The organism is Bradyrhizobium sp. Ken64, assembly GCF_055807555.1.
In genome coordinates this window covers 1-20,927 of sequence record NZ_JBVVPA010000019.1, presented here as the reverse complement: position 1 = coordinate 20,927, position 20,927 = coordinate 1, and the positions used below count along the sequence as shown (strand labels likewise).

Here is a 20,927-nt window from a genome sequence, read left to right as displayed (position 1 = left end):
GGAGTGCTTGCGGCTGTCGGTATCCATGGCGTCCCCTTTCAGATCTCGATGACGAGCTTTTCGTCGAAGTCAGGATTGTCCCAGGTGCGTTGGTCTGGCATCCACGGTCCGTACCCCTTTGCATTGCTCACCAAGCGGGTCGTCTCGCCGACGACGGCGTCGAAGCTCTCGTGGGTGTGACCAAAGAACCAGATGTCCGCGGGCAGCAGCGCGCCGCGCCCGTCGTCCGGGGCCGGCACCATCAGCCGCCTGAGATCGCTCCTGAACGCCGGGTTGAGAGTGGGATCGTTGCCAGTTCCGCCGGGCTCGCTGGTCATCTCGGGGATCGGCGCATGATGGGTGACGATCACGAAAGGGCCGGTCCGCTTCTTTCGGAGCTCGGTCTCGAGAAAGTCGATCGACCTCCGGTGTCGGGTGAGCGCGTGGTGCGGCAGGAAGCGGCGCTGGTAGGACGCCATCCGGATCTTCTTGAAATCGTTCATGCGCTCGCCAGCGATGGCCATCGCGCGAAGTGCGTCGCCGTTGAGAGCGTAATCGGTCCAAAGGGTGCAGCACGCGAAGGTCACGTCGCCGATCCGGACGATCCCATTCTCGACAACGTGCACATTCGTGCCGGCGGCCAGCGCCTGAGCCTTCTCGAGGGTCCTGTCGATGTCGCAGCCGTAGGCCTCGTGGTTTCCGGCAATGTAGATGACAGGCCGGTCCGGCACCCTCTGCAGCAGCCAGGCGACCCCGCGCTCCATTCTCGGAATCAAGTCGCCGGCGACGACCATGACGTCGAAGCTCGGACGCGCGTCTCCGGACGGCAGGTCCCAGCCGCTCGTCGATTCAAGATGGATATCGGAGATAGGCCAGATCCTCACGGCACTACTCCTCGATGCCCAGGGAGGCGGGGTCGACGTCGATGAAAACGTCGTTCTCGCGGTCGTAGCGACGACAGGTGACGAAGCGCCTGCCGGCGCTGAAGCGGTGCACGAGATGCACGTTCTCGAGGCCTGTGCGGTGCTCGACAGCTGGGCGGCCTTCAGAGTGCGCCTGGCAGCGGGTGGTCAGCCAGGCGCCGCCCCGCAGGCGACCTTCCTCGCCGCAGACCTCGCAGGTGACGGCGCTGCGCGCCTCAGCCAGCGAGATGGCCTCTTCGACCCGGGCGTCCGCCTCCGGAGAGAGTTCGCCGTCCCAGTAGACCCGCAGCGTCCCGTACTTTTCCTTGATCTGGCTGAACGTGAGGGTGCCGCTGTCGGCCTGAACCGCGGTCCGGATCCGGACGTACATCCGGTCGAGCAGGTCGTACCAGCCGGCACCGCATTGCGGATAGGCCTGGGCGACGGCGGGATTGTCCGCAGGCGGGTGGAAGAGATCGGGGTACGTCCCGATCAGCTCGGTTCTCCAGCTTCGATTGGAACCCGGCACTCAAACCTCCACTATTGTCCCTAGGCCGAGCGGTGCGTCGTGCAGTCTGATCCGCACAAGATTTTCGCAGGCGAGAGCGCAAACGGCGTCGACGATGTCGCAATCCAAACGCGCGCGGTCCACGAGTTCGATGATGCAGCGCGGACCTCCTTGGAGCGCTATCGAAAGTTTTAGCCTATCGGAGAGCGACACGCCTTGGCCCGCATGGGACCACACTTTCCGCACGTTGGAGAACAAGGGCTCGCGCAATAGGTCTGCCGCACTTCTATCGAACAACTTCAATCTGTGGTGCTTAAGGACAAACCTGATGCGCGCTTCGTCCTCCTCGTTGGGTTGGCAGCCGACGTTACGGATTCGAAGGAGAAACGCGCCGGCTTTTCTTAGAAGCACGACACCTGCGAGCGAAAGGGACGGACAATCTATGCGAGGACCTCTGCGATATTGGATCTCGCGTACGGTCGTATCCAGTGAAGCCTGCTCCAAGGCGTGACGAACAAGAATATGCCGGACGGGTATGGGTATGCGACACTTGGGCGATCTGAACAGCGAACGCTGCGCATCTCGGTGGGGAGTTATCGGGAATTGGAGAAGCATGACCAAATCCAAGGCGCGCTGGGAAGGCTATTGTGGATCGGTCAAGCTCGTCGCTCCTTCGCCCCTTCCAGGTCCTCTGGATCACGGGAACGCCGATCTCCGATCCGTGATGTCCGGTATAACGAACATTCGGATTTTGGTCAAAGCGTTCCGAATGTTCATTTTGCGCCTATCGGAAGTTTGTCCGGAACGAGCTGAGCCTCTTTTGACATACTCAAGGATCTGAACTCAGCAGTTCGGCAGGCTCGACCTTGAGGGCCGTCGCGATGCGCACAAGGGATTCCAGCCGGATGTTGGCCTCGCCTTGCTCGATCTCGATCAACATTGCGCGGCGCACCCCCGCTTGCCGCGCCAAGGCGGCCTGCGTCAGCTCGAGGGCGAGTCTACGCTTTTTGACCTGTTGCCCGAGAGCGGTCCGGACCCGCTTCTGCGTTTTAGCCAAGGAATCAAATGGAGCCATGACTTCCCCGCACAGCATATCCGGTAAGGCTAAAGCGCGACGGAATCTCTGGCACGGCTCTGCCGCGAGCACCACAGCAAAATACGGTTGTCCAAGGACTCAAGAGCTAACTGTTCTACCGTTTCGGCCGGTTGAAAACTCCGAGAGCCTATACGGATATTCCGCTCTGGCGACCGCATGTTGCTCTGGGCACCTCGTCATCGGCCTGTTGTAGTGCGAATCTATCGCACGAGGCGCTCCGCCGTTCTTCCTCTCTGGTCAAATAGGATTGGTTGGCCTGGCGCTGTATCGGAGGTGCGAAGTTGCACCTCTTGCAGGCCACGAAGAAGAGAAGCATGCTTCGGCTTAATCAGTGCTGATGGAGCGCGTGCTTGATCACGGCGTCTATTTTGTACAACTGGATAGAGTGTCCGCAGCGCGTCGCTAATGACGCCTGTTGCGACGTCTCCAAGCGGGATGAGATCAGTCCCTTCGTACGTATGCTCTGGGAAAGGGGAACGCTGTTCGAGCGGGAGACGGTCGCAAATTTACGACAGTCGTTCGTCGATCTGTCTGAGGTTAGCGAGCCGGATCGTGAACGGCTGACTCTCCTGGCTATGGGTAACGGCGAGCCGCTGATCTACGGAGGGTCCATAAGATCCGGAGACAGATTCGGCAAGCCCGATTTAATTCGCAAGGAGCTCGACGGATATGTACCGGGCGATATCAAATCAGGACGCGGCAGAGAAGGCGGAGACGAGCGACACGAGGGCAGGCTAAGGCGGAGTTACGGCGTCCAACTGGCGCTCTTCGTTGAGATTCTCGAGGACTTGGGGTTTTCTGGCGGCCGTCGCGCGTTCGTGTTGGACATCCGCGGCGACCAAATCGCTTACGATTTCGAAGAGCTTCCCGGTTCAGATCTTTGGCGGGAGTACGAGAAAGCGCTGGCTGAGGCGCGATCGATAATTGCGAGAGAAACGGTGCCAAGGGCTGCTTACTCCAGCGTCTGCAAGCTTTGTCACTGGTATACCTTCTGCAGCCGGGAGCTCACTGCGGCAGACGACCTCACGCTCATCCCATTTCTTCGGCGCTCCGATCGCGACATCATGAGTGATAGGATCCCGACTATCGCTGACTTCGCTTCGATCGATCCCGAGGAATTCGTCAAGGGTCGGAAGACCACGTTTTCGGGAATCGGGGCCGAGCGCTTTCGCCTTCTGCAAGCGCGTGCGGCTATGCTGAAGGCTCCATCTCCTCGGCCTTACCTGCGCCAGCCCATAAATCTGGGCTCGTTCTCGTCCGAGCTCTTTTTCGACATCGAAGTCGATCCAATGCGCGACGTCTGCTATCTACACGGGTTTGTGGAACGCAAGAATGGAGACAACGACACCGAGCAATACGTCGCATTTTTCGCGGACGAGGCTTCGCCGGTGGCGGAGCGACGTGCTTTCGCGGCCGCGTTTGGTTATCTTACATCGCGGTCATGCGCTGGCATCTATTACTACTCCAAGTATGAAAGAACGATCTATCGAAAGCTCCAGCAGAAGTATCCGGAGATCTGCACACGCGATGATATTGAGCACCTATTCGATCCTGAACGGGCGATTGATCTTTACGGAGATGTGGTTCTGAAGGCCACCGAATGGCCCACGCGAGATCATTCGATCAAAACATTGGCAAAGTATCTCGGCTTCTCTTGGAGGGATGCGCACCCTTCCGGCGCTGTTTCGATAGAATGGTTTGACCGCTGGTGCCGGGAACGCAATCCCGCGGTCAGGCAGCGGATACTCGAATATAATGAGGATGACTGTCGTGCCACTCGCGTGCTGTTGGACGGCATCAGAGAGCTAACGCACTAGCACTAGCGACTGATCCGCCTTTCGGGGACGCGGCCTTCTGAGCCGGACGCAGCCAAGTCCATGCTCCTCCGAACCCCGGACTCGACTCTGTGTTCTTGATATGTTCTAGTCCCTGGAATGACCGACCGCCCCCGCCAGCTGGCGCATGCCGACCGAGCCCAAATGGAAAAGATGGCTTCTGCGGTCGGCAGAAACGCGCCCCCGGACCGCGGTTTCGCTCCGGACGACGATCTGCCGCCCGAATATTGGCAGGCGCTTCTGGACGACGCGGGCCCCGGCGCGCGGGGCCCAGATTTAGCCGCGTCCGGACGGCTGCTGCGGCTGAGCCAAATTCCTCAGCATCTGCTGAGGGTCAACTGCCGGCGTTGCGGCCGGACCGTCGAGATTCAGAAGGCCGACGCCACTCGCCTGTACGGTCCGGAGGCAACCTGGGGGCAGGTTGGCCGGCGCTTGCTCGACAACACGTGCACGCACCGGACCGGTCGGTACGAGGAAGATGGCTGCTGGCCGTCGTTTGACGGCACCTAAGCTCGGCGGCGGGACGGCTATGGCCCCCAAGCATCATCCGACACCTCTCTCCGGAGGAGACCGCAAGGCGCTCGCCAAGGAGCTCAGCCGTGCCCGCGCGATGACCTCGATTCTGGCGACGCAGTCGGCGGAAGCCCGGGCAAAAGGGGAGGCCCTGATCCGCCAGGCCGATAAGCTGCTTTGTGAGTCATGGAACGAGCGCATGTGGGCTGCCGGAGAGCCGATCGACCCGTCCCCCACGATCGACCAAGCCCTGAACGCTGGCTACCTCTGGATAGAAATCGAGTGCTCCCGCTGCAGGACCAAGCGGGACGTCGACATGGCCGCGCTTCGCCATCCGCCCACCACCTTCGTCCACGACCTGGCGAGCCGTCTTCGCTGCAGCAAGTGTGCTAAGGCGGGCCGCCGGCCGCCGGCCAAGCTACTGCAGCTGGCGCCACGGGCCCGCCATCCGGATCCGGAGAACTGACGACCTTGTGCAATCTGTACTCAATCACCACCAACCAGGCCGCCATCAGCGCGCTGTTCCGCGTCGTCAACCGGTACGTCGGCAACTTGGCCCCGATGCCCGGCGTGTTTCCGGACTATAGGGCGCCGATCGTCCGGACCGGCGCCCACGGCCGCGAGCTCGCGACAGCGCGCTGGGGAATGCCGTCGTCGTCGAAAGCTTTGATGGACGCGACGAAGAAGCGGGCGGAGAAGCTCCAAGCGAAGGGCAAGACCATCGACTTCAAGGAATTGCTCCGGATGGAGCCGGATGGCGGCACGACCAACATCCGCAACGTGAAGAGCAAACACTGGACGCGATGGCTGGGTCCAGAGCACCGCTGCGTGGTGCCGTTCAACTCGTTCAGCGAGTTCAACAAAGCCGAAGGCGGCGACATCTGGTTTGCGCTTGATGAGACCCGTCCGCTCGCGTGCTTCGCCGGAATCTGGACCAACTGGACGTCGGTCCGGAAGGTCAAGGAAGGCGAGACCACCAACGACCTCTACGCCTTCCTGACGACAGAACCTAACGCCGAGGTGGGCGCCATCCACCCGAAGGCGATGCCGGTGATCCTGACGACGCCGGAAGAGGTCGAGACCTGGATGACCGCGCCTCCGGACGAGGCGCTGAAGCTGCAGCGGCCGCTCCCGGATGGGGCGCTTCGGATCGTAGCCCGCCGCGTAAAGGAAGACCCGGCGTCGACCGCTTAACGCCTTAGCGAGGCCTAAGCTCGACAATGGCCCCGGACCGCCCAAGTACCTCCGTGAATGACGTCAATCTCAAGGCCGGGGCGCCAGCAGGATCACGACGGCGCCGACGATGCAGATGGAACCGCCGGTAACGTCCCAGCGGTCCGGACGGTGCCCCTCGACGATCCACAGCCACAAGATAGACGCGACGATGTACACGCCACCGTACGCAGCGTAGGTCCGGCCGGCGGCGTCGCTGTCGACGAGCGTCAACAGGTAGGCGAAGAGAGCCAGGGATGCCATGCCTGGAACGAGCCACAGTGCTGACTTGCCCAGCCGAAGCCAGGCCCAGAACGCGAAACATCCTGCGATCTCCGCGACAGCGGCGCCTGCATAAGACAGAACCGTGATCACGCCAAATCCACTCGCGCTGCTCCTTCAGAAGCGTCCCGCCCAATCCGCCATGAACGACGGAAGAATCTGGACCAGCTCAGTTTCGAGAGCCTTATGGAGACCGACCAGGATGAGCAACCCGCTGGCGATGAGCACGCCGCCGAGAATGGCCTTGCCGCCATTGCCGAACGAAAGCATGCGGCCACGCCAGCGCATCAAGGATTCGCGAGACAGCATACCCACCAGGAGGAGTGGCAGCGCGGTACCGATTCCGAAGGCGAACATGGTCATGGCGACGTGCCCAAGTTCTCGACCTTGCGCCGCAAGTACGGATGCCGCGCCCAGCGTCGGACCCACACAGGGGCTCCAGACGGCACCGAGTAGGACCCCGACGCCGAACTGTCCTCCCAGGCCTCCGGACCGGCGGTTGGCAAATTTTTGCTCGGTCCAATTGGCGATCGGCCCCGCGGCGAGCGCCACCTGCGCCTGCCAATTCGGCACGACCAACACGGCCCCCACCGCAACCAGCAAAACAGCCGCGACTTTGCGGAAAACCTCCCCGTCCAGACCGATGGCATAACCGACTGTCGCGACGAACATTCCGATAGCGGTGAACGACAGCGCGAGCCCGCCGGCGAGAGCGGCAGGTCCGTATCTGTGTTCTGAGACCGCTGCGCCGAGCACGATCGGCAGCAAGGGAAGCACGCACGGCGAGAGGATCGAGAACAGGCCGGCAATCAGTGCCAGCGGAATGCTGAAAAGCTCCATTATGACCGCCCTACAGCGCTTTCCGGAAGAACGCCTCGACCGCCTCGGGACTGGTCGCTCCGGAGGAGCGTGCGACCTCCTTGCCGCCGCGATAGAGAATCAGCGTCGTAAGCTGCAGCGCATTGATTTCCAGAAGCTCCTTCTTGTGCGCGTCGTAGTCGGCATCGAACATCGTCAGGTGCGTGAACTCCGGCTTTTCCAGCATTTTCGCGACGACTGGTCGCTGCCGCTGGCACGGGCCGCACCACTTTGCCGTGATCTCGATGACGATCGTCTTCCCGGCCGCTTGGGCAGCTTTGAACGCGGCCGCGTCGAACGGCAGCCCGTTCGACGCATGCGCTGGGGGAGCAATCAGCGCCGTGACGGCGAGGGCGAGTAAGAGGGTGCGGCGGTCGATGTTCATGGTCGATTCCTTTATGAGGCTTGTTGGTGAGCGAGTTCGGGTGCGAAATGGTTGAACAGGTCCTCGGCAGCCAGGGCTGCGTCGGGAGGCGCCGTGATCGTGACGTGCACGCCATCGTTTTTCTCGATGGTCAGGATGTCGAGGAAAGCACAACAGGACTGCTCGGCGCGGACGAGAGCGCGGACCTCGCCGAGGGCGTCGGCTGCGTAGACCAGATGCAGTGACAGCGGTCCCCTGCGCGCCGAAATCAGCGAGTGCGAGGCCAGCGCTCGGATTGACTTCACACGTTCGTGGTAGCTGGAGGCCGACAACGTGCATGCGATCGACGGGGCGACCTCGTCGAGCCGAAGTCCCGGGGGCGAACATTGACAAGATGGCACATCGGGCTTCGCAAGCCTTCTCCGGCCGGCAAACAGGGCGCCGACCGCAGCAGCCGCCAGCAGTCCTAGGCCGCCGGCAACGCCCCAACTCGCCGCGCCGACTTGGAAGATGCCGCCCGCCAGGACAGCGGAAATCGGTAGCGCGCAGCACAGCATGCATAGGCCGCCGGCGGCCGCGAGCTTGATCGCATTCATCATCACGTGAGCCTGTCTGGGTCGTTCTTGCCGGGACCCTGGGACCTCAAGTAACTTGAGGTTCAAGTCACGTTTCGGAGAGATCATGCCCCTCGACGCGTCGCCGCTCACCATTGGTACCCTGGCGGCCCAAACCGGCTGCAACGTCGCCACCATCCGCTACTATGAGGAAGTCGGACTGTTGCCGAAGCCCTCCCGAGGCCCCGGCGGGCATCGGGTCTATCGGAATTCCGATCTGCGGCGTCTCATCTTCATTCGACGATGTCGCGATTTCCAATTTCCCATCGAGCAGGTCCGTGAGCTCGTCGAGCTGATAGGAAATCCGGAACGAGACTGCACTGCGGCTAAGGACCTTGCCGAGGATCATCTCGTAGGCGTGAGAAAAAAGCTGGTCGAACTGCGTGCACTCGAAAAAAGCCTGGCCGAGTTCGCGGAAAGCTGTTCGTCCAGATGTGCCGGAGGCCCCGCGAGCGGCTGCGTCATCCTGGAGGACCTGTCCGTTCCGACGAATACTTGCTGTTGAATTCGAAAAGCTGACGCAGGCTCGGCAGCCTTGTCTGTGGCGAGTTCATTTCGCGGGCTCAAGACGAGCGGCGGAGCTTTGTTCCGACACGCAAGGCCTCTCCACCTTTCATTTTTGATTGTGCTAGGAGGCAGATCGCGACCGTGTCCACTTCGCCGCCGGCACGTCGGGGGCTGTGGGACCTGAGAGATGGTCACATTCGCCGACGCCTTTGCGGGCTATGCTGCCGCTTTCTCGGAGGAGACCGATGATGGCCGCACTGGTGAACGCGCTCTCACGCTCGACGGGTATGCATGTCGAGGCCGAGGATCTGAAAGCCATCCTGATCTTTTGCCGCCTCGGGCTTTTGCTGTCGCTTGCGGCCGCGATGACCTGCGGCCTCAACACCGCAGCTAATCTGTTCTAGGCGACGCGCCGTCACTTTCCCGGCGGCCTCAGCGGGCTGTCCGCCCACCTGCAGGCGGCGGGGTCGTGCAGCGGATCGCCCTCGCAGTTGGTGCAGACGAAATTCTCCCGTCAGGGGAGCTGGTCTGCTCGCTTCGCGATCAACTCCGCCAGGGTCGATGCCGCGTCGGCCCGTGCAAGCCGGAGAAGTGCGCGTTGTTCTCTCAAAGCGGAGAGAAACGCGCGGGCCTCATCGCGCAACCTGCGACTGTCCTCCTGCGCGATCTCCAATTTGGCCAGTAGTGAATCGTCCATTCCGACATTGGGGGAAAGCTGGCCGGTTCCCGCATTTAGCTAGTTTAAGGAAAGGGCGGCGAACACGTGGACAAAGCGGAGCCACCGCGTTTCGGAATCCCTGTCCCGTACTACCGGCAGGAACGAGCCGGGGGGCCCAAGGATTCGTCTCGGCAGGAGTTATCTCGATGCTGATGACCAAGGAAAAACCCCAAGCGGTCCGCACGCTACGCGGCTGGGCTATCCACGTGCTGCAGGAGGCGGGCGCCATCCACGAATGCGAAGAGCACGGCTGGGCGAAGGACCGCGCCGACCCGCATGCGCGCGAGCACGCGTTGGATCTGGCCAGGCAGGAGCCACCGACTGGCATGTCTCCGTCGCAGGCGGTCTCGGAGGTCCGCGAAGTGCTGGATTCGATCGGCGATACCTGCCCGGAGTGCCAGCCCGGGGAGTAGCCGTTCGACCAAGAACGGCAGCAGCGGAACGTCCCGGTACCTCAGACGTTCGAAACTGATTGCGAATCAAAGTCTTGAGGGTCGTCCGGTGCGTATACTTGTAGTCGAGGACGATCCGCTCGTTCGGGAATTCGTAGTCGAGGCGCTGCGGGACGAAGGCTGGAACGTGATCGAGGCCGGAGAAGGCGAGGAGGCACTGTCACTGTGCCGAACGAAACATCCGGACGTTCTCGTCACCGACATCAAGCTGCCCGGACATATTGACGGTTGGCAGATCGCGGAGCGGTGCCGAGAGCGCGATCCAGGGCTCCCCGTGATCTACGTGACCGGCTTTCCCCGGTCGAGGCCAGGCCGGTCCCGGATAGTTTGACCCTCCACAAACCGTACCATCCGGACCGGATCGTCGAGGCCATCAGGACGATGGGCAAGGAAAGGCCGAGCTTCGGTTGAAAGCGGAGACATCCGCTTCGACCCCGGATTCTCCGGCCGGTCTAGGAAGAGATCGGTTGGCGAGCCACGCGGCCGCGACTACGATCACAAGAACCTCGCGGAAAAAAGAAGAGGCTACGGATGGCGGGCGTGATCGAACGAAACAATGTCCACGTCCGGGGAGCCGGAAGCAGGGCGATGATGTTCGCTCACGGTTTCGGCTGCGACCAGAACATGTGGCGGTTCGTGGCGCCAGCCTTCGAGAAGGACTTCAGAACGGTCGTGTTCGACCACGTGGGCGCCGGCGGCTCCGATCTGTCGGCGTACGACCGGAGCAAGTATTCCAGCCTGGGTGGGTATGCGGACGACGTGGTGGAAATCGGCCGCGAGCTAGATCTCCAGGACGCCGTCTTCGTCGGTCATTCGGTCAGCGGCATGATCGGGGTGCTCGCCGCTCAGAAGGCGCCCGGCATGTTCGGCAAGCTGGTGCTCATCGGCCCCTCCGCTCGTTACATCGACGACGAAGGCTATGTGGGCGGGTTCAGCGCAAAGCAGATCGAGGAGCTCCTCCAGTTTCTGGAATCCAACCATATGGGCTGGTCCGCGCAGATGGCGCCGGCGATCATGGGCAATCCGGATCGCCCAGAGCTTGGAGCCGAGCTCACCAACAGCTTCTGCCGAACGGATCCCGAGATCGCAAAGGCATTCGCCCGCGTGACCTTCACTTCCGACAACCGCAAGGATCTTCCGTTCGTCAGCGTTCCGACCCTGGTCCTGCAGTGTAGCGAGGACATCATCGCATCGCAGGAGGTAGGCGATTACGTGAATCGCAGCATTCCAAAAAGCCGGATGATCGTTCTGAAGGCGACCGGCCATTGTCCCAACCTCAGCGCGCCGGACGAAGTCGTCGATGCGATGCGGACCTTTGTCTAGTGGACGACTCCGCTCCCGACTTCCAGGATCTGATCGAGAATGCACCCTGCGGCTACATCACCGTGCAGGCGAACGGCCGCGTCGATCAGGTGAACCGGACCTTCCTGGAGTGGAGCGGGCATTCCGCGGAGCAGATGATCGGGAAGCGCTTCAGCGATTTCCTCACGATCCCGGGCCGCATCTACTATGAGACGCACATCATGCCCCTCCTGCGGATGCAGGGCTCCTTCCACGAATTCGCCATCGACATGCTCGCTGCGGACGATACCCCGCTGCAGATGATCGCGAACGCGAACGAGCGCCGCGATCCGGACGGGAAGCTGCTGCTGATACGTCTTGCGCTGATCAAGGCGACGGATCGGCGGCGCTACGAACAGGAGCTTCTGGCCGCCCGCGAGCTGGCGGTCACCGCCGAGAGGGCGACCAAGGAAGTGCTGCGCCTCGAGCATCAGAGTTCCGAGTTGCGCGAGCAGTTCATCGCCGTGCTCGGCCACGACCTTCGCAATCCGCTCGCATCCATCAGCGCCGGCGCGCGCATCCTCGACCGGACCGCGCAGAGCGAAAAAGAGCACCAGATCATCGCAATGATGCAGACCACGATCATGCGGATGGCTGCGATGATCGACAACGTGCTCGACTTCGCGCGCGGCCGGCTGGGCGGCGGCATTGCTCTGGAAACGGATGCCGACAAGCCGCTCGAACCTGTCCTGACGCAGGTCGTCGATGAGCTCCGACTGGCTTCGGCGGGGCGGGAAATCCAAACCGACTTCAAGATAGATCGGCCGATACCATGCGATCGCACCCGAATCGGCCAGCTCCTGTCCAACCTTCTGGGCAATGCTCTGACACACGGAGCGGCAAACAAGCCCGTCGTCGTTCGTGCCGCTACGGCCGGGGCCACCTTCGAGCTTTGGGTCTCCAATGCCGGAGAGCCTATCCCGCCTGACACGATGGATAAGCTGTTCGAGCCGTTTTTTCGCGGGAAGGCGCGGGCGAGCCGCCAAGGACTGGGTTTGGGTCTCTACATCGCATCCCAAATCGCCAAGGCGCATGCAGGAACTCTGACCGTGACCTCATCGCCCGAGGAGACCCGATTCCTGTTCTCGATGCCGCTAGAGCCCGCCTGAGATCTGCTCGAAACCGCGGCGGATCGGCGGGGGTTCCCGCCTCCTTCGGGGGTGTAGACGCCCGCAAGATCGCGAGAAGACACTACCAGCTGGCCGGCATCGCTCTCGTTCACCGACGGCGGCTAAACCACATTCCGAGCACGAAGGCGACGGCCAGCGATTGAAGCGGCGCCTCGACGGTGGCCTTGCGGAGGCGGTCTGCCCAAACGGCGGCGGCGTCTTGAATCGGACGCGGCCGGCGCGCTTCTGCGGCCTGCTCCTGCTCGTTCACTAGCCCGGAGGCTTCCGTCATCGCCGAGGCTTCCTTGATATCCATGCCGCTCTCCTAATCTTGGGTCAGGCGGACCTTCGCTGCGGCTTGGCCGCGGGCTTCTTTGTCGCTGCTTCCTTCGCCGGCTTCTTGCCCGCGATCGGCATCAGCATCTCCTTCTGACCGGCCGCCGCCTTCTTGGCTTTCTTGGCGGGCTTCTTCGAAGCCTTGCTCTCCGCCGCTGCGCCGCCGACGCTCTTGCGCAGCGCGTCCATCAGATCGACGACGTTCTCGCCTTTCGGACGATCCTTCGGCACGATCGGCTTGCCGGCGCGCTTCTGGTTGATGAGCTCGATCAGCGCGGTCTCATAGTGGTCCTCGAACTTCTCCGGCTCGAAGTTGCCCGCCTTCTGGTTCACGATGTGCCTGGCGAGATCGAGCATGTCCTTGGTCACCTTCACGTCCTGGATCTCGTCGAAATACTCCTGCTCGCTGCGCACTTCGTACGGATAGCGGAGCAGCGTGCCGACAAGACCCTTGTCCATCGGCTCCAGCGCGATGATGTGCTCGCGGTTGGTCAGCACGACCCGGCCGATGGCGACCTTGTCCATTTCGCGAATGGTCTCGCGGATCACGGCGAAGGCGTCGTGCCCGACCTTGCCGTCTGGACGGATGTAGTAGGGCCTGATCAGATAGCGCGGATCGATGTCGCTGCGGTCGACGAACTCGTCGATCTCGATGGTCCGGGTCGACTCCAGCGCGATCTCCTCGAGCTCCTCCTTGGAGACCTCGATGTACTGGCCCTTCTCCAGCTCGTAGCCCTTCACGATGTCCTCGTTCGGGACCTCGTCGCCGGTGTCGGCGTCGACTTTCAGGTACTTGATACGATGGCCGGTCTGCCGGTTGAGCTGGTTGAAGGAGATCTTCTCGCTTTCCGACGTCGCCGGGTAGAGCGCCACCGGACAGGTGACGAGAGACAGCCGAAGGAAGCCTTTCCAGTTCGCGCGGGGGGCCATGATTAAGCAACACTCCAGGTACGGGGACTTGGACTCAAGACGAACGGCGCGACACAGTTCCGACACTGCCCGCAGGCGTCCACCGCCAAATTGAGGCCACCCGGTCAAGCGCCTGGCAGACGTGGCGGGCAGTCTTGACTCTTACGAACAAAATGAGAACATGCCGCGATGACCCAACCCATGGCATCCGAACCGGCCAGCTTCGACCTGGAGGACGCCGCCGACCAGGCGATTGCGGCCTGTGGGGGCGACGCCCGGGAAGCTCTCAAGGCGCTCATCATCGCGAATGGCTTCCTGGAGGCGCAGGTCGAAGAGCTGCGGGCTTCGATTTCTGCCGGCTATTCGCGCGGCCGGTTCGACGTACCGCGCGACCGGAAGGATTGGTACGACTGACATGCCCGCGGTGACCCTACTATGTGGCTCTGCCGTTCCTTCCTTCGGATGACGGTGTCGCTGCCGGCGAAGCCGTCGAATGCTTCGATCCCAACGCCGCCGTGATGAAAGCCGCGGCGCTTTCGCGAAAGCCCGGCATTGTCGGCGCGGTCGGCCTTCAGCCGCAGCGGGGATCCGGCTACGGGCGAATTGAGACGCGACGGTGATCCGCAAGTTCGGCGATGTGCCGGACGACCTGAGCACCCTGTGAAGGGGACGCGCGGAGATGTTCTGCGCGTAGCTCCGCAACTACCTTCCGCTGAGCGACAGACTCATTCGAGTGACAATGTTGTCCCAAGCGTGCTCTTCCTCTGCGGGATAGTCGATCAACACGCAATGGATCAGCCGCCCCGAGAAGTTGCAGCGGTTGTACCAAACCTTGTCGCCCCTGTAGCTGGAGACCGCAAAGAACCGTGGTGTCACTCGCTTGTACTGAATGCGTGAAGGCGGATGCTTTTTGGCGAGAAAGGCCGCGGGAGAATCGTTCCCGACGTTGGGCGCGGCCTGGATCGTGATGTCGGCACGTCCGTCCGCAGTTCGGAACCGTTGCCCGTAGCCGTCGGGTCGGCCAGCTTCTTCCGTGAAGATCGAAGATGGAAAATCCATCGAGGTGCCGGTCTGGGGAATGGTGTACCTGGTCCATCGCACCGGCTGCGCCGAGGCCGTCGCTGTCGAGACGACAAGTGCAAAGGCGAGAGCGCTCATCGATTTCATCGCACTTCCCTCCGACCGACACGGAGCAAAAAGCCGGATCGTCAATTACGTTCCAGACGTCTGATGCTGCCGGGACGCGCGAGCCACTCACCTTCCTTGTGGCGATTACTGGAACCGAGCTTGGTCAGCTCGGTCTCGACGCCCGCCGGAACCCGGCACCTCGAAAGGCGCGGTCATAGCTCCTCCGGTTCTTTGGCCGCGTTGTCAGGCAGCGCGCCGCGGGGACGTTGGTCGGCGGAGCCGGCCGGCCTCCTCCGCCTGGCACCTCGGACACCTGAACTGGATTTCGCGTAGCGCGAAAGCAGACCTTTGGATGTTTGCCGCCATAGGCCATGCACCGCATTGGGGACATTTCTCCAGCAGGGTCTCCGATTCTATCATCGCACCGCTCCTACCCGCGCCCACAGCCGCCAACGCTCGGAGACAACCCGCGTTCCGAACGGGTCCTCAGCGAGACACGGAACGAATCAGGGCGACGGCGTTGAATCGGCATGTGTGCCGTGGCGTTGCGTCAGTCTCGTTCGGGAGTATCGCGTGTCCACGGCGCCATCAAAGTTGCTATCCCTGGTTACATCGAGCCGTGTGATCCCACATTGCGGGAGAAGCCGCCTCGCGGCGAAGAGTGGGTCTACGAGATCAAGGCCGACGGTTACCGTGCGCAACTGCATCTTGAAGCTCGCGACATCAAAGTCTATTCGCGCACGGGCCTAGATTGGACCGAACAGTTCTCCTCGATCGCAGCGAGCGCCGAGCTGCTCAAGGCAAACAGCGCGATCATCGACGGCGAAGCGGTGGTGTACGGCAGTGGCGGCTTGCCAGACTTCCAGCAGCTCAGGAGAGAGCTCGGCCGAAAGCGCAGCAAGCGTGTGCGGTACCACGCCTTCGATCTCCTGTACCTCGACGGCTACGATCTGCGTGGCGCCGCGTACGAGGACCGCAAGCGCCTGCTGCAGCGGCTCCTGAAGGACGCACCCGAAACCTTTATGTACGTTGAAGCACTGGCGGCGGACGGCAACGAGGTCTTCGAGAAAGGGTGCAAACTGGGGCTCGAAGGCCTGGTCGCCAAACGGCTCGGTGAACCCTATCGCTCAGGGCGGCAGGAGAGCTGGATCAAGCTCAAGTGCAAGAAGAGCGAGACCTTTCCGGTCGTCGCGTTCGTGGAGAAATTAGGCGCGCGTCCGCGCAAGGTGGCCTCGCTCTACATCGGCCGGCGCGAGAATGGCAAGCTGCTCTACGCCGGCAAGGTGCGTACCGGCTACACCGAGACGACGGCGCGCGAACTGCGCGAGCGGCTTGATCCATTGATCCGCAAGGCTTCTCCGCTCGATCTGGCGGTCAAAAAGCCGAAGGCGACCTGGGTAGAGCCGACCCTTGAAATCGAGGTTCAATATGGCGCGCGGACCGATGATGGCTTGCTCCGAGAGGCAGTATTCAAGGGCTTTCGCGATGATCTTGCGGTGCGCAAGGTTAGGGCGCCGCGACTGGTGCCCTCCGTGGCCGGCCGGCCGAAGCTGGGCGTGCCCCGAGAGAACATTCTGCAGCTTCTGCCCGAAGCGGTTGCGCCCTCGAAAGAACAACTCGCCGACTACTGGCGCAGGGTGTGGAAGAAGGCGCTGCCGCACCTCGAGCAGCGGCCGCTCAAGCTGGTGCGTCACGTGCACGGCACGACCTTCTATCACAAGGGGCCGCTGCCGAAGGACATCCCGGCCGCCGTGCACCAGCTCCGCATTCAGAAGCGCGAGGGCGGCCAAGGCACTCGCCTGTGGGTCGACAGCCTCGATGGCCTCCTTGGGCTGGTCCAGATCGGGGCTGTCGAGCTGCATCCGTGGAATGCGACCGTCGAAGACTTCGAACATGCCGACCGCATCGTGATCGACCTTGATCCCGGCGAGGGTGTCACCTGGGAGGCCGTCGTGGAGACCGCGCTCGAGTTGCGCACGCTGATGAAACGAGAAGGTTTTGAGACCTGGCCCAAGCTCAGCGGCGGTAAAGGCATCCACCTGATGGCACCTCTGGATCACCCGGTGCTGCACGACAAGGCCCATCGGGTTGCTCATCAGCTGGTCTCAGTTTTCGCGGCGCGCCATCCAGGCCGCTACCTGCTGTCCGCCCAGGCAAAGCGTCGCGATCGCATCTTCCTCGACTATCTGCGCAACGGCCGCGGCACCACCGCGATCGGGACGTATTCCCCGCGAGTCCGAGAGGGATTTCCGATCGCTGCGCCCGTGACCTGGAAGCGGATCGAGAGCGGGATCGCGCCGAACGCCTTCACCATGGACAGTCCATTCCGCGCCAGGTCGAGGAGGTGAGCCACATGTCGGATGCATTTGATCGATGGGTGGAATGGTGCTCAAAGCTGCCGGGCGACAGGCGCGGCATTCCTGCCGAACTCTACGCCGCGGTGATGTCCCTGCCTGAGGCCGATCATTCCGACCGGCAGAGGGTGAACGAGGCCGTCCGCCACCATGACGAGGCTCGCCGCGAGGGAAGAACCGTTTGGCTCTACCTCGACGATTACCAGGACGGCAGAACGCACGCGGCAGGCGAGCCCGGATGGATAAAGGTATTTGCGTCTGCCGACGTCGCCGACAGGTGGTTCAGGGAAAATGACCCTGAAGGCGTGGCCTGGGAATACGAAGTGAACGGCGGCCCAGCCGCAGGATCGGTTTGGCTCTACTCGCCGGATCCGGCCTCCCGGGACGTCGGGGACGTCGATTGGGTCAGGCTCTTTGCTTCCAAAGAGAGCGCGAAGAAATGGGTTCAGGCCAACGAGCCGAAACGCGACATTTGGGAGTACCCTGTTCAGGAGTGACGCGGATGTCGGTCCACGCGTAAGCCTACGCTAGGACCTGTACTCACCCCGGCTTACCAGCGCAAAGCGGAAGCTCCGACTATGAGCGGAACCGGCGAGTGTGTTCATGCCGTCTGTCGGTGCCAAGCCAGGCAGGGCAACGTCGCGAGATCATCCGTAGAAGTACGGCAGCCCGCTTTCGTTTACGCTTCCTTTCTGGAAGGCACCGCATTTTACAAGGGAAACCAGATACTTGCTCTCATTTCCGGCTACTTTAGGGTGTATTCATGACGGGTCTCTCGCTGCGACTGAGCCATAAGATATTGCTCATCGGGATCGTCGGCATCGCCGGACTAATCGTTTTCGGCGGCATCTATCTGAACGGTAATGCTTCGCAGGAAGCAGCGCGAACGGTCGCTGAAGAGGCTCGTAAGGTTTCCACGCTGAACGATAAACTTGGGCGGGACTTGTTAAATGCGCGCCGGGCCGAGAAGGACTTTCTGCTTCGGCGCGACGAGGAGACCTCCAAGCGCCACGCCGCATTGACGACGACCATCAACAGCGACATCGATCACCTCGGCAAGGCCGTCAGGATTGGCGAGTTCGCCGCTCTGGCCGAAACAATTGCTGTGCTTGCGCAAGGTTTTACCGAATATACCAAGCAATTTTCTGCGCTGGAGCAGAACGAAGGCAAGCTTGGTTTGAACGAAAAGTTGGGGCTCAGTGGAGCGCTGCGCAGTTCGGTACATGATATTGAGGCGAAGCTGACGCAGCTGGACAACTCGAAGTTGGCCGCGGGCATGCTGATGATGCGTAGGCATGAGAAGGATTTCATGCTCCGTCGCGACCGCGTCTATGTCGATCAATTCGAGAAAAGCGCCAACGAATTTGCCAAGGCAGTACAAACATCCGATCTCGCTCCGGCGATGAAGGGTGACATCGAGAGTAAACTTCAAAAGTATCGGGCCGACTTCAATGCCTGGGCCGACGGCGCACAGCAGGCGGCCGCCAGTGCAATCGCCATGTCCAAAGCTTATGCACAGATGGAGCCGCGGATCGAACAGATCGCAACCGACATCGAGCACCGGTACAACGCGGCTCAGGCCAAAGAGACGGAAACGATTGCGAGCATCAAGCGCTGGATGCTGATAACCTTGGCCCTCATGGTACTGGTCGTCTCGAGCCTCTCGCTGACGATCTCCCGGGCGGTCACCAAAGCCATCGTGTCCATGGTCCAAGCCATGGTCCGACTTGCGAAGGGTGATATGACCGTCGCCATCCCCGGCGTCGGCCGCCATGACGAAATCGGCGAAATGGCCGGTGCCGTCGACGTCTTCAAATCCAACATGATCGAAGCCGAGCGCCTGCGGGCGGAACAAGCGGACAGTGCGCGACGCCAGGCCGAGCAGCGCAAGGCGGATATGAACCGTTTGGCGAGCGAGTTCGAGGCGGCGGTTGGCGAGATCGTCGAAACCGTGTCCTCGGCATCCACCGAGCTCGAAGCATCGGCAGCAACGCTGACAAAGACGGCGGAGCACGCCCAGGATCTTGCAACCAACGTCGCTTCCGCTTCGGAGGAAGCTTCAACCAACGTCCAGTCGGTCGCTTCTGCAACAGAAGAGCTGACATCCTCAGTGACCGAGATCAGCCGGCAGGTTCAGTCTTCAGCACGTATGGCCACTGCAGCCGTGGGCCAAGCCAGGACTACAACAGCAAAGGTCAGCGAGCTTTCGAAGGCCGCCGCCAAAATCGGAGACGTAGTAGAGCTGATCAACACCATTGCCGGGCAGACGAACCTGTTGGCCCTCAACGCGACCATCGAGGCTGCGCGCGCCGGCGACGCGGGCCGCGGTTTTGCCGTCGTCGCCTCCGAAGTTAAGGCGCTGGCCGAGCAGACAGCCAAGGCAACCGGCGAGATCGGTCAGCAGATCGGCAGCATCCAGTCGGCCACCGACGAATCCGTGCAGGCCATCAAGGAAATCTCGGGCACCATTGAGCTATTGTCCGAGGTGTCATCGACCATTGCCGCCGCGGTCGAGGAGCAAGGCGCCGCGACCCAAGAGATTTCACGCAACATCCAACAGGCCGCGCAGGGCACGCAACTGGTCTCGTCAAATGTTACAGAAGTTGAGCACGGGGCAGCTGAGACCGGTTCTGCATCTACACAGGTGCTTGCGGCAGCACGCTCCTTGTCGACTGAGAGCAACCGGCTGAGGAGCGAACTCGATCGCTTCCTGCTTACTGTGCGAGCGGCCTGACCCTGCTCCCCATCGACTTCACGTCTGCATGGCGGCGACCAGCCGTCCTGCTGAACCCGCCCGTCTGAGATACGTGCCGAAAAATCCCGCCGGAACGTGAAGAATGAGCGTGGCCCCGCCTTTTGGGGGCTGGGGGGCTTGATGGCGGAGCCACGCGGGCCGTGCATTCGCGCGGGCCCGCCATATCAACGGTATTCGGCCGAGCCCGTTCCATGCTCGACTCAAGCCCGCGCGCAGCGAAGACCTAGGGGTCCGGAGGCCGCAGCGGGCCATCCGCCCACTTGCGGGCATCCGGGTCGTGTAGCGGGTCATCGTTGCAATTGGTGCACACGTACCGCGGCCGCCGTTCCGAAGCTTCGTCGGACACAGCTTTCATCGGCTTGCCGCACCCCGGGCACGCCTTCCGGACCGGATGGAGCATGGCCATCTGTTTTCCCCCTGCGATGGCACTCTAGTTCAGTTGAGATCGCGAGCTCAAGCTGGCCGATAAAAATTAGGTCGGGTTCACGCACTGTTGCGCGCCTTCTTGACTCCGCCGCCGCACAGCACTCAACTCTGGGCAGTGATGTTGAGGGGCGTGTCATGGAGCAGGAGTTCTACCGAGGTCTGGCCCAAAAGGGCCGAGGTATGGCGGAGAAAGCCGATCCGTTCACCCGGCGTCGTCTCCTAGATCTCGCCAAACAGTATGACAGCAGGGGCGGTCAGCCCTCGGCATCCGGACCGACCGAACTGCCGACGCCTCGCACGACGCCGCCTGCAGCGATTTTCTCTGGGCCGGCGAGGCATGATGCCCACACCCGTGTCGTTCTCGATGGTGCGGCAGCGCGCAGCCGATGAAGCCTGGCGGCCGTCCCGCAGTGCGCGAAGGGATCTGCCGACAGACGCTTCCCCAGGACCAAGCTCGCGTACCCAGCCGGTGGTCCTGGCCTCACCTGCGACGATTTGATGCCGTGAGCGGGTGCGGCATCGCGTTTCCCCTGAACGCGATCCTAGCGCCCTGGAAGGGGGTCCGGGAAGGTGCTGCGCCTTGCACCGGTAACGAGCTGCCGCGTAGGCTACCCTTCCGGCACGTTGTGCTCGGCAGCCCCGCGCAGGGAACTGAGTTCTGACCACGCGAGCGCGGCAGTGATCCATCTCTGCCGCTCTGCGCCCTTTGCTTCGGCGGCAAGCTTCATC

At 62.1% G+C, this 20,927-nt stretch carries 25 protein-coding genes; 15 read left to right on the top strand and 10 right to left on the bottom strand.

From position 1 onward, the window contains the following. Positions 1-38: 38 nt before the first annotated feature. The 3 genes from AC0L2F_RS26960 to AC0L2F_RS26950 all read right to left on the bottom strand — a co-directional run bounded on the left by AC0L2F_RS26960 (position 39) and on the right by AC0L2F_RS26950 (position 2,464). Positions 39-863 carry a metallophosphoesterase gene (locus tag AC0L2F_RS26960; protein ID WP_473250474.1) on the bottom strand — a complete coding sequence of 275 codons (825 nt, stop codon included), beginning with the start codon at positions 861-863 and terminating at the stop codon, positions 39-41. A gap of 4 nt (positions 864-867) precedes the next feature. Further along, positions 868-1,410, bottom strand: a complete 543-nt coding sequence (locus AC0L2F_RS26955) for a hypothetical protein (RefSeq protein WP_473250473.1) — start codon at positions 1,408-1,410, stop codon at positions 868-870. Positions 1,411-2,218: 808 nt separating this feature from the next. Beyond that, positions 2,219-2,464 (bottom strand): helix-turn-helix domain-containing protein, encoded by a 246-nt coding sequence (locus AC0L2F_RS26950; RefSeq protein ID WP_473250472.1) that lies wholly within the window; start codon positions 2,462-2,464, stop codon positions 2,219-2,221. A 371-nt stretch (positions 2,465-2,835) separates the two neighbouring features. Between AC0L2F_RS26950 and AC0L2F_RS26945 the strand changes: the two genes are divergently transcribed. The 4 genes from AC0L2F_RS26945 (at position 2,836) to AC0L2F_RS26930 (ending at position 6,027) form a co-directional block, all read left to right on the top strand. Then, positions 2,836-4,302, top strand: coding sequence for a TM0106 family RecB-like putative nuclease (locus AC0L2F_RS26945; RefSeq protein WP_473250471.1), 1,467 nt, complete (start codon positions 2,836-2,838; stop codon positions 4,300-4,302). Between the two features lie 162 nt (positions 4,303-4,464). Then, positions 4,465-4,830 carry a hypothetical protein gene (locus AC0L2F_RS26940; protein WP_473250470.1) on the top strand — a complete coding sequence of 122 codons (366 nt, stop codon included), beginning with the start codon at positions 4,465-4,467 and terminating at the stop codon, positions 4,828-4,830. A gap of 19 nt (positions 4,831-4,849) precedes the next feature. Then, the gene (locus AC0L2F_RS26935) at positions 4,850-5,299 is read left to right on the top strand and encodes a hypothetical protein (RefSeq protein WP_473250469.1); all 450 of its coding nucleotides are present in this window, start codon (positions 4,850-4,852) and stop codon (positions 5,297-5,299) included. Positions 5,300-5,304: 5 nt separating this feature from the next. Next, complete coding sequence (locus AC0L2F_RS26930; RefSeq protein WP_473250468.1) at positions 5,305-6,027, top strand: SOS response-associated peptidase; 723 nt, start codon at positions 5,305-5,307, stop codon at positions 6,025-6,027. A gap of 69 nt (positions 6,028-6,096) precedes the next feature. On the opposite strand, the gene AC0L2F_RS26925 is transcribed toward AC0L2F_RS26930, so the two are convergent. Genes AC0L2F_RS26925 through AC0L2F_RS26910 form a run of 4 tightly spaced genes read right to left on the bottom strand, consistent with a single transcriptional unit; the run spans position 6,097 to position 8,145 of the window. Next, positions 6,097-6,420, bottom strand: a complete 324-nt coding sequence (locus tag AC0L2F_RS26925; RefSeq protein WP_456766562.1) for a YnfA family protein — start codon at positions 6,418-6,420, stop codon at positions 6,097-6,099. Positions 6,421-6,444: 24 nt separating this feature from the next. Then, positions 6,445-7,167, bottom strand: a complete 723-nt coding sequence (locus AC0L2F_RS26920) for a cytochrome c biogenesis CcdA family protein (RefSeq protein ID WP_473250467.1) — start codon at positions 7,165-7,167, stop codon at positions 6,445-6,447. A 10-nt stretch (positions 7,168-7,177) separates the two neighbouring features. After that, positions 7,178-7,570, bottom strand: a complete 393-nt coding sequence (locus AC0L2F_RS26915) for a thioredoxin family protein (protein ID WP_473250466.1) — start codon at positions 7,568-7,570, stop codon at positions 7,178-7,180. Positions 7,571-7,581: 11 nt separating this feature from the next. Continuing rightward, positions 7,582-8,145 carry a hypothetical protein gene (locus AC0L2F_RS26910; RefSeq protein ID WP_473250465.1) on the bottom strand — a complete coding sequence of 188 codons (564 nt, stop codon included), beginning with the start codon at positions 8,143-8,145 and terminating at the stop codon, positions 7,582-7,584. Positions 8,146-8,230: 85 nt separating this feature from the next. Between AC0L2F_RS26910 and AC0L2F_RS26905 the strand changes: the two genes are divergently transcribed. The 6 genes from AC0L2F_RS26905 to AC0L2F_RS26880 all read left to right on the top strand — a co-directional run bounded on the left by AC0L2F_RS26905 (position 8,231) and on the right by AC0L2F_RS26880 (position 12,290). After that, positions 8,231-8,668 (top strand): MerR family transcriptional regulator, encoded by a 438-nt coding sequence (locus AC0L2F_RS26905; protein ID WP_456766558.1) that lies wholly within the window; start codon positions 8,231-8,233, stop codon positions 8,666-8,668. A 247-nt stretch (positions 8,669-8,915) separates the two neighbouring features. Beyond that, positions 8,916-9,074, top strand: coding sequence for a hypothetical protein (locus AC0L2F_RS26900; RefSeq protein WP_473250464.1), 159 nt, complete (start codon positions 8,916-8,918; stop codon positions 9,072-9,074). 460 nt (positions 9,075-9,534) lie between these two features. Then, complete coding sequence (locus tag AC0L2F_RS26895; protein WP_473250463.1) at positions 9,535-9,801, top strand: hypothetical protein; 267 nt, start codon at positions 9,535-9,537, stop codon at positions 9,799-9,801. 88 nt (positions 9,802-9,889) lie between these two features. Further along, entirely contained in the window at positions 9,890-10,171 is a 282-nt protein-coding gene (locus AC0L2F_RS26890) for a response regulator (protein WP_473250462.1), read from the top strand. Between the two features lie 200 nt (positions 10,172-10,371). Next, positions 10,372-11,163, top strand: coding sequence for an alpha/beta fold hydrolase (locus AC0L2F_RS26885; protein ID WP_456766554.1), 792 nt, complete (start codon positions 10,372-10,374; stop codon positions 11,161-11,163). Then, complete coding sequence (locus AC0L2F_RS26880; RefSeq protein ID WP_375157871.1) at positions 11,163-12,290, top strand: PAS domain-containing sensor histidine kinase; 1,128 nt, start codon at positions 11,163-11,165, stop codon at positions 12,288-12,290. The genes AC0L2F_RS26885 and AC0L2F_RS26880 overlap by 1 nt, the downstream gene beginning before the upstream one ends. A 109-nt stretch (positions 12,291-12,399) precedes the next feature. Here AC0L2F_RS26880 and AC0L2F_RS26875 read toward each other — a convergent pair whose 3' ends face one another. Both AC0L2F_RS26875 and ku read right to left on the bottom strand, forming a co-directional pair. After that, the gene (locus AC0L2F_RS26875) at positions 12,400-12,606 is read right to left on the bottom strand and encodes a hypothetical protein (RefSeq protein WP_456653003.1); all 207 of its coding nucleotides are present in this window, start codon (positions 12,604-12,606) and stop codon (positions 12,400-12,402) included. Positions 12,607-12,626: 20 nt separating this feature from the next. Next, positions 12,627-13,556, bottom strand: a complete 930-nt coding sequence (ku, locus tag AC0L2F_RS26870; RefSeq protein WP_473250461.1) for a non-homologous end joining protein Ku — start codon at positions 13,554-13,556, stop codon at positions 12,627-12,629. A 180-nt stretch (positions 13,557-13,736) separates the two neighbouring features. Between ku and AC0L2F_RS26865 the strand changes: the two genes are divergently transcribed. Next, the gene (locus AC0L2F_RS26865; RefSeq protein ID WP_473250460.1) at positions 13,737-13,949 is read left to right on the top strand and encodes a hypothetical protein; all 213 of its coding nucleotides are present in this window, start codon (positions 13,737-13,739) and stop codon (positions 13,947-13,949) included. Between the two features lie 288 nt (positions 13,950-14,237). Here the strand turns inward: AC0L2F_RS26865 and AC0L2F_RS26860 are convergent, their stop codons facing one another. After that, positions 14,238-14,702, bottom strand: a complete 465-nt coding sequence (locus AC0L2F_RS26860) for a hypothetical protein (RefSeq protein WP_473250580.1) — start codon at positions 14,700-14,702, stop codon at positions 14,238-14,240. A 491-nt stretch (positions 14,703-15,193) separates the two neighbouring features. Between AC0L2F_RS26860 and ligD the strand changes: the two genes are divergently transcribed. The 4 genes from ligD to AC0L2F_RS26840 all read left to right on the top strand — a co-directional run bounded on the left by ligD (position 15,194) and on the right by AC0L2F_RS26840 (position 20,588). Then, the gene (gene ligD, locus AC0L2F_RS26855; RefSeq protein WP_473250459.1) at positions 15,194-17,011 is read left to right on the top strand and encodes a DNA ligase D; all 1,818 of its coding nucleotides are present in this window, start codon (positions 15,194-15,196) and stop codon (positions 17,009-17,011) included. Positions 17,012-17,016: 5 nt separating this feature from the next. Continuing rightward, positions 17,017-17,514 (top strand): hypothetical protein, encoded by a 498-nt coding sequence (locus AC0L2F_RS26850; protein WP_473250458.1) that lies wholly within the window; start codon positions 17,017-17,019, stop codon positions 17,512-17,514. A 266-nt stretch (positions 17,515-17,780) separates the two neighbouring features. After that, positions 17,781-19,751, top strand: coding sequence for a methyl-accepting chemotaxis protein (locus tag AC0L2F_RS26845; RefSeq protein ID WP_473250457.1), 1,971 nt, complete (start codon positions 17,781-17,783; stop codon positions 19,749-19,751). Positions 19,752-20,333: 582 nt separating this feature from the next. Next, on the top strand, positions 20,334-20,588 hold the full coding sequence (locus AC0L2F_RS26840; RefSeq protein ID WP_473250456.1) for a hypothetical protein: 255 nt from the start codon (positions 20,334-20,336) through the stop codon (positions 20,586-20,588). The last annotated feature ends 339 nt before the right edge of the window (positions 20,589-20,927 follow it).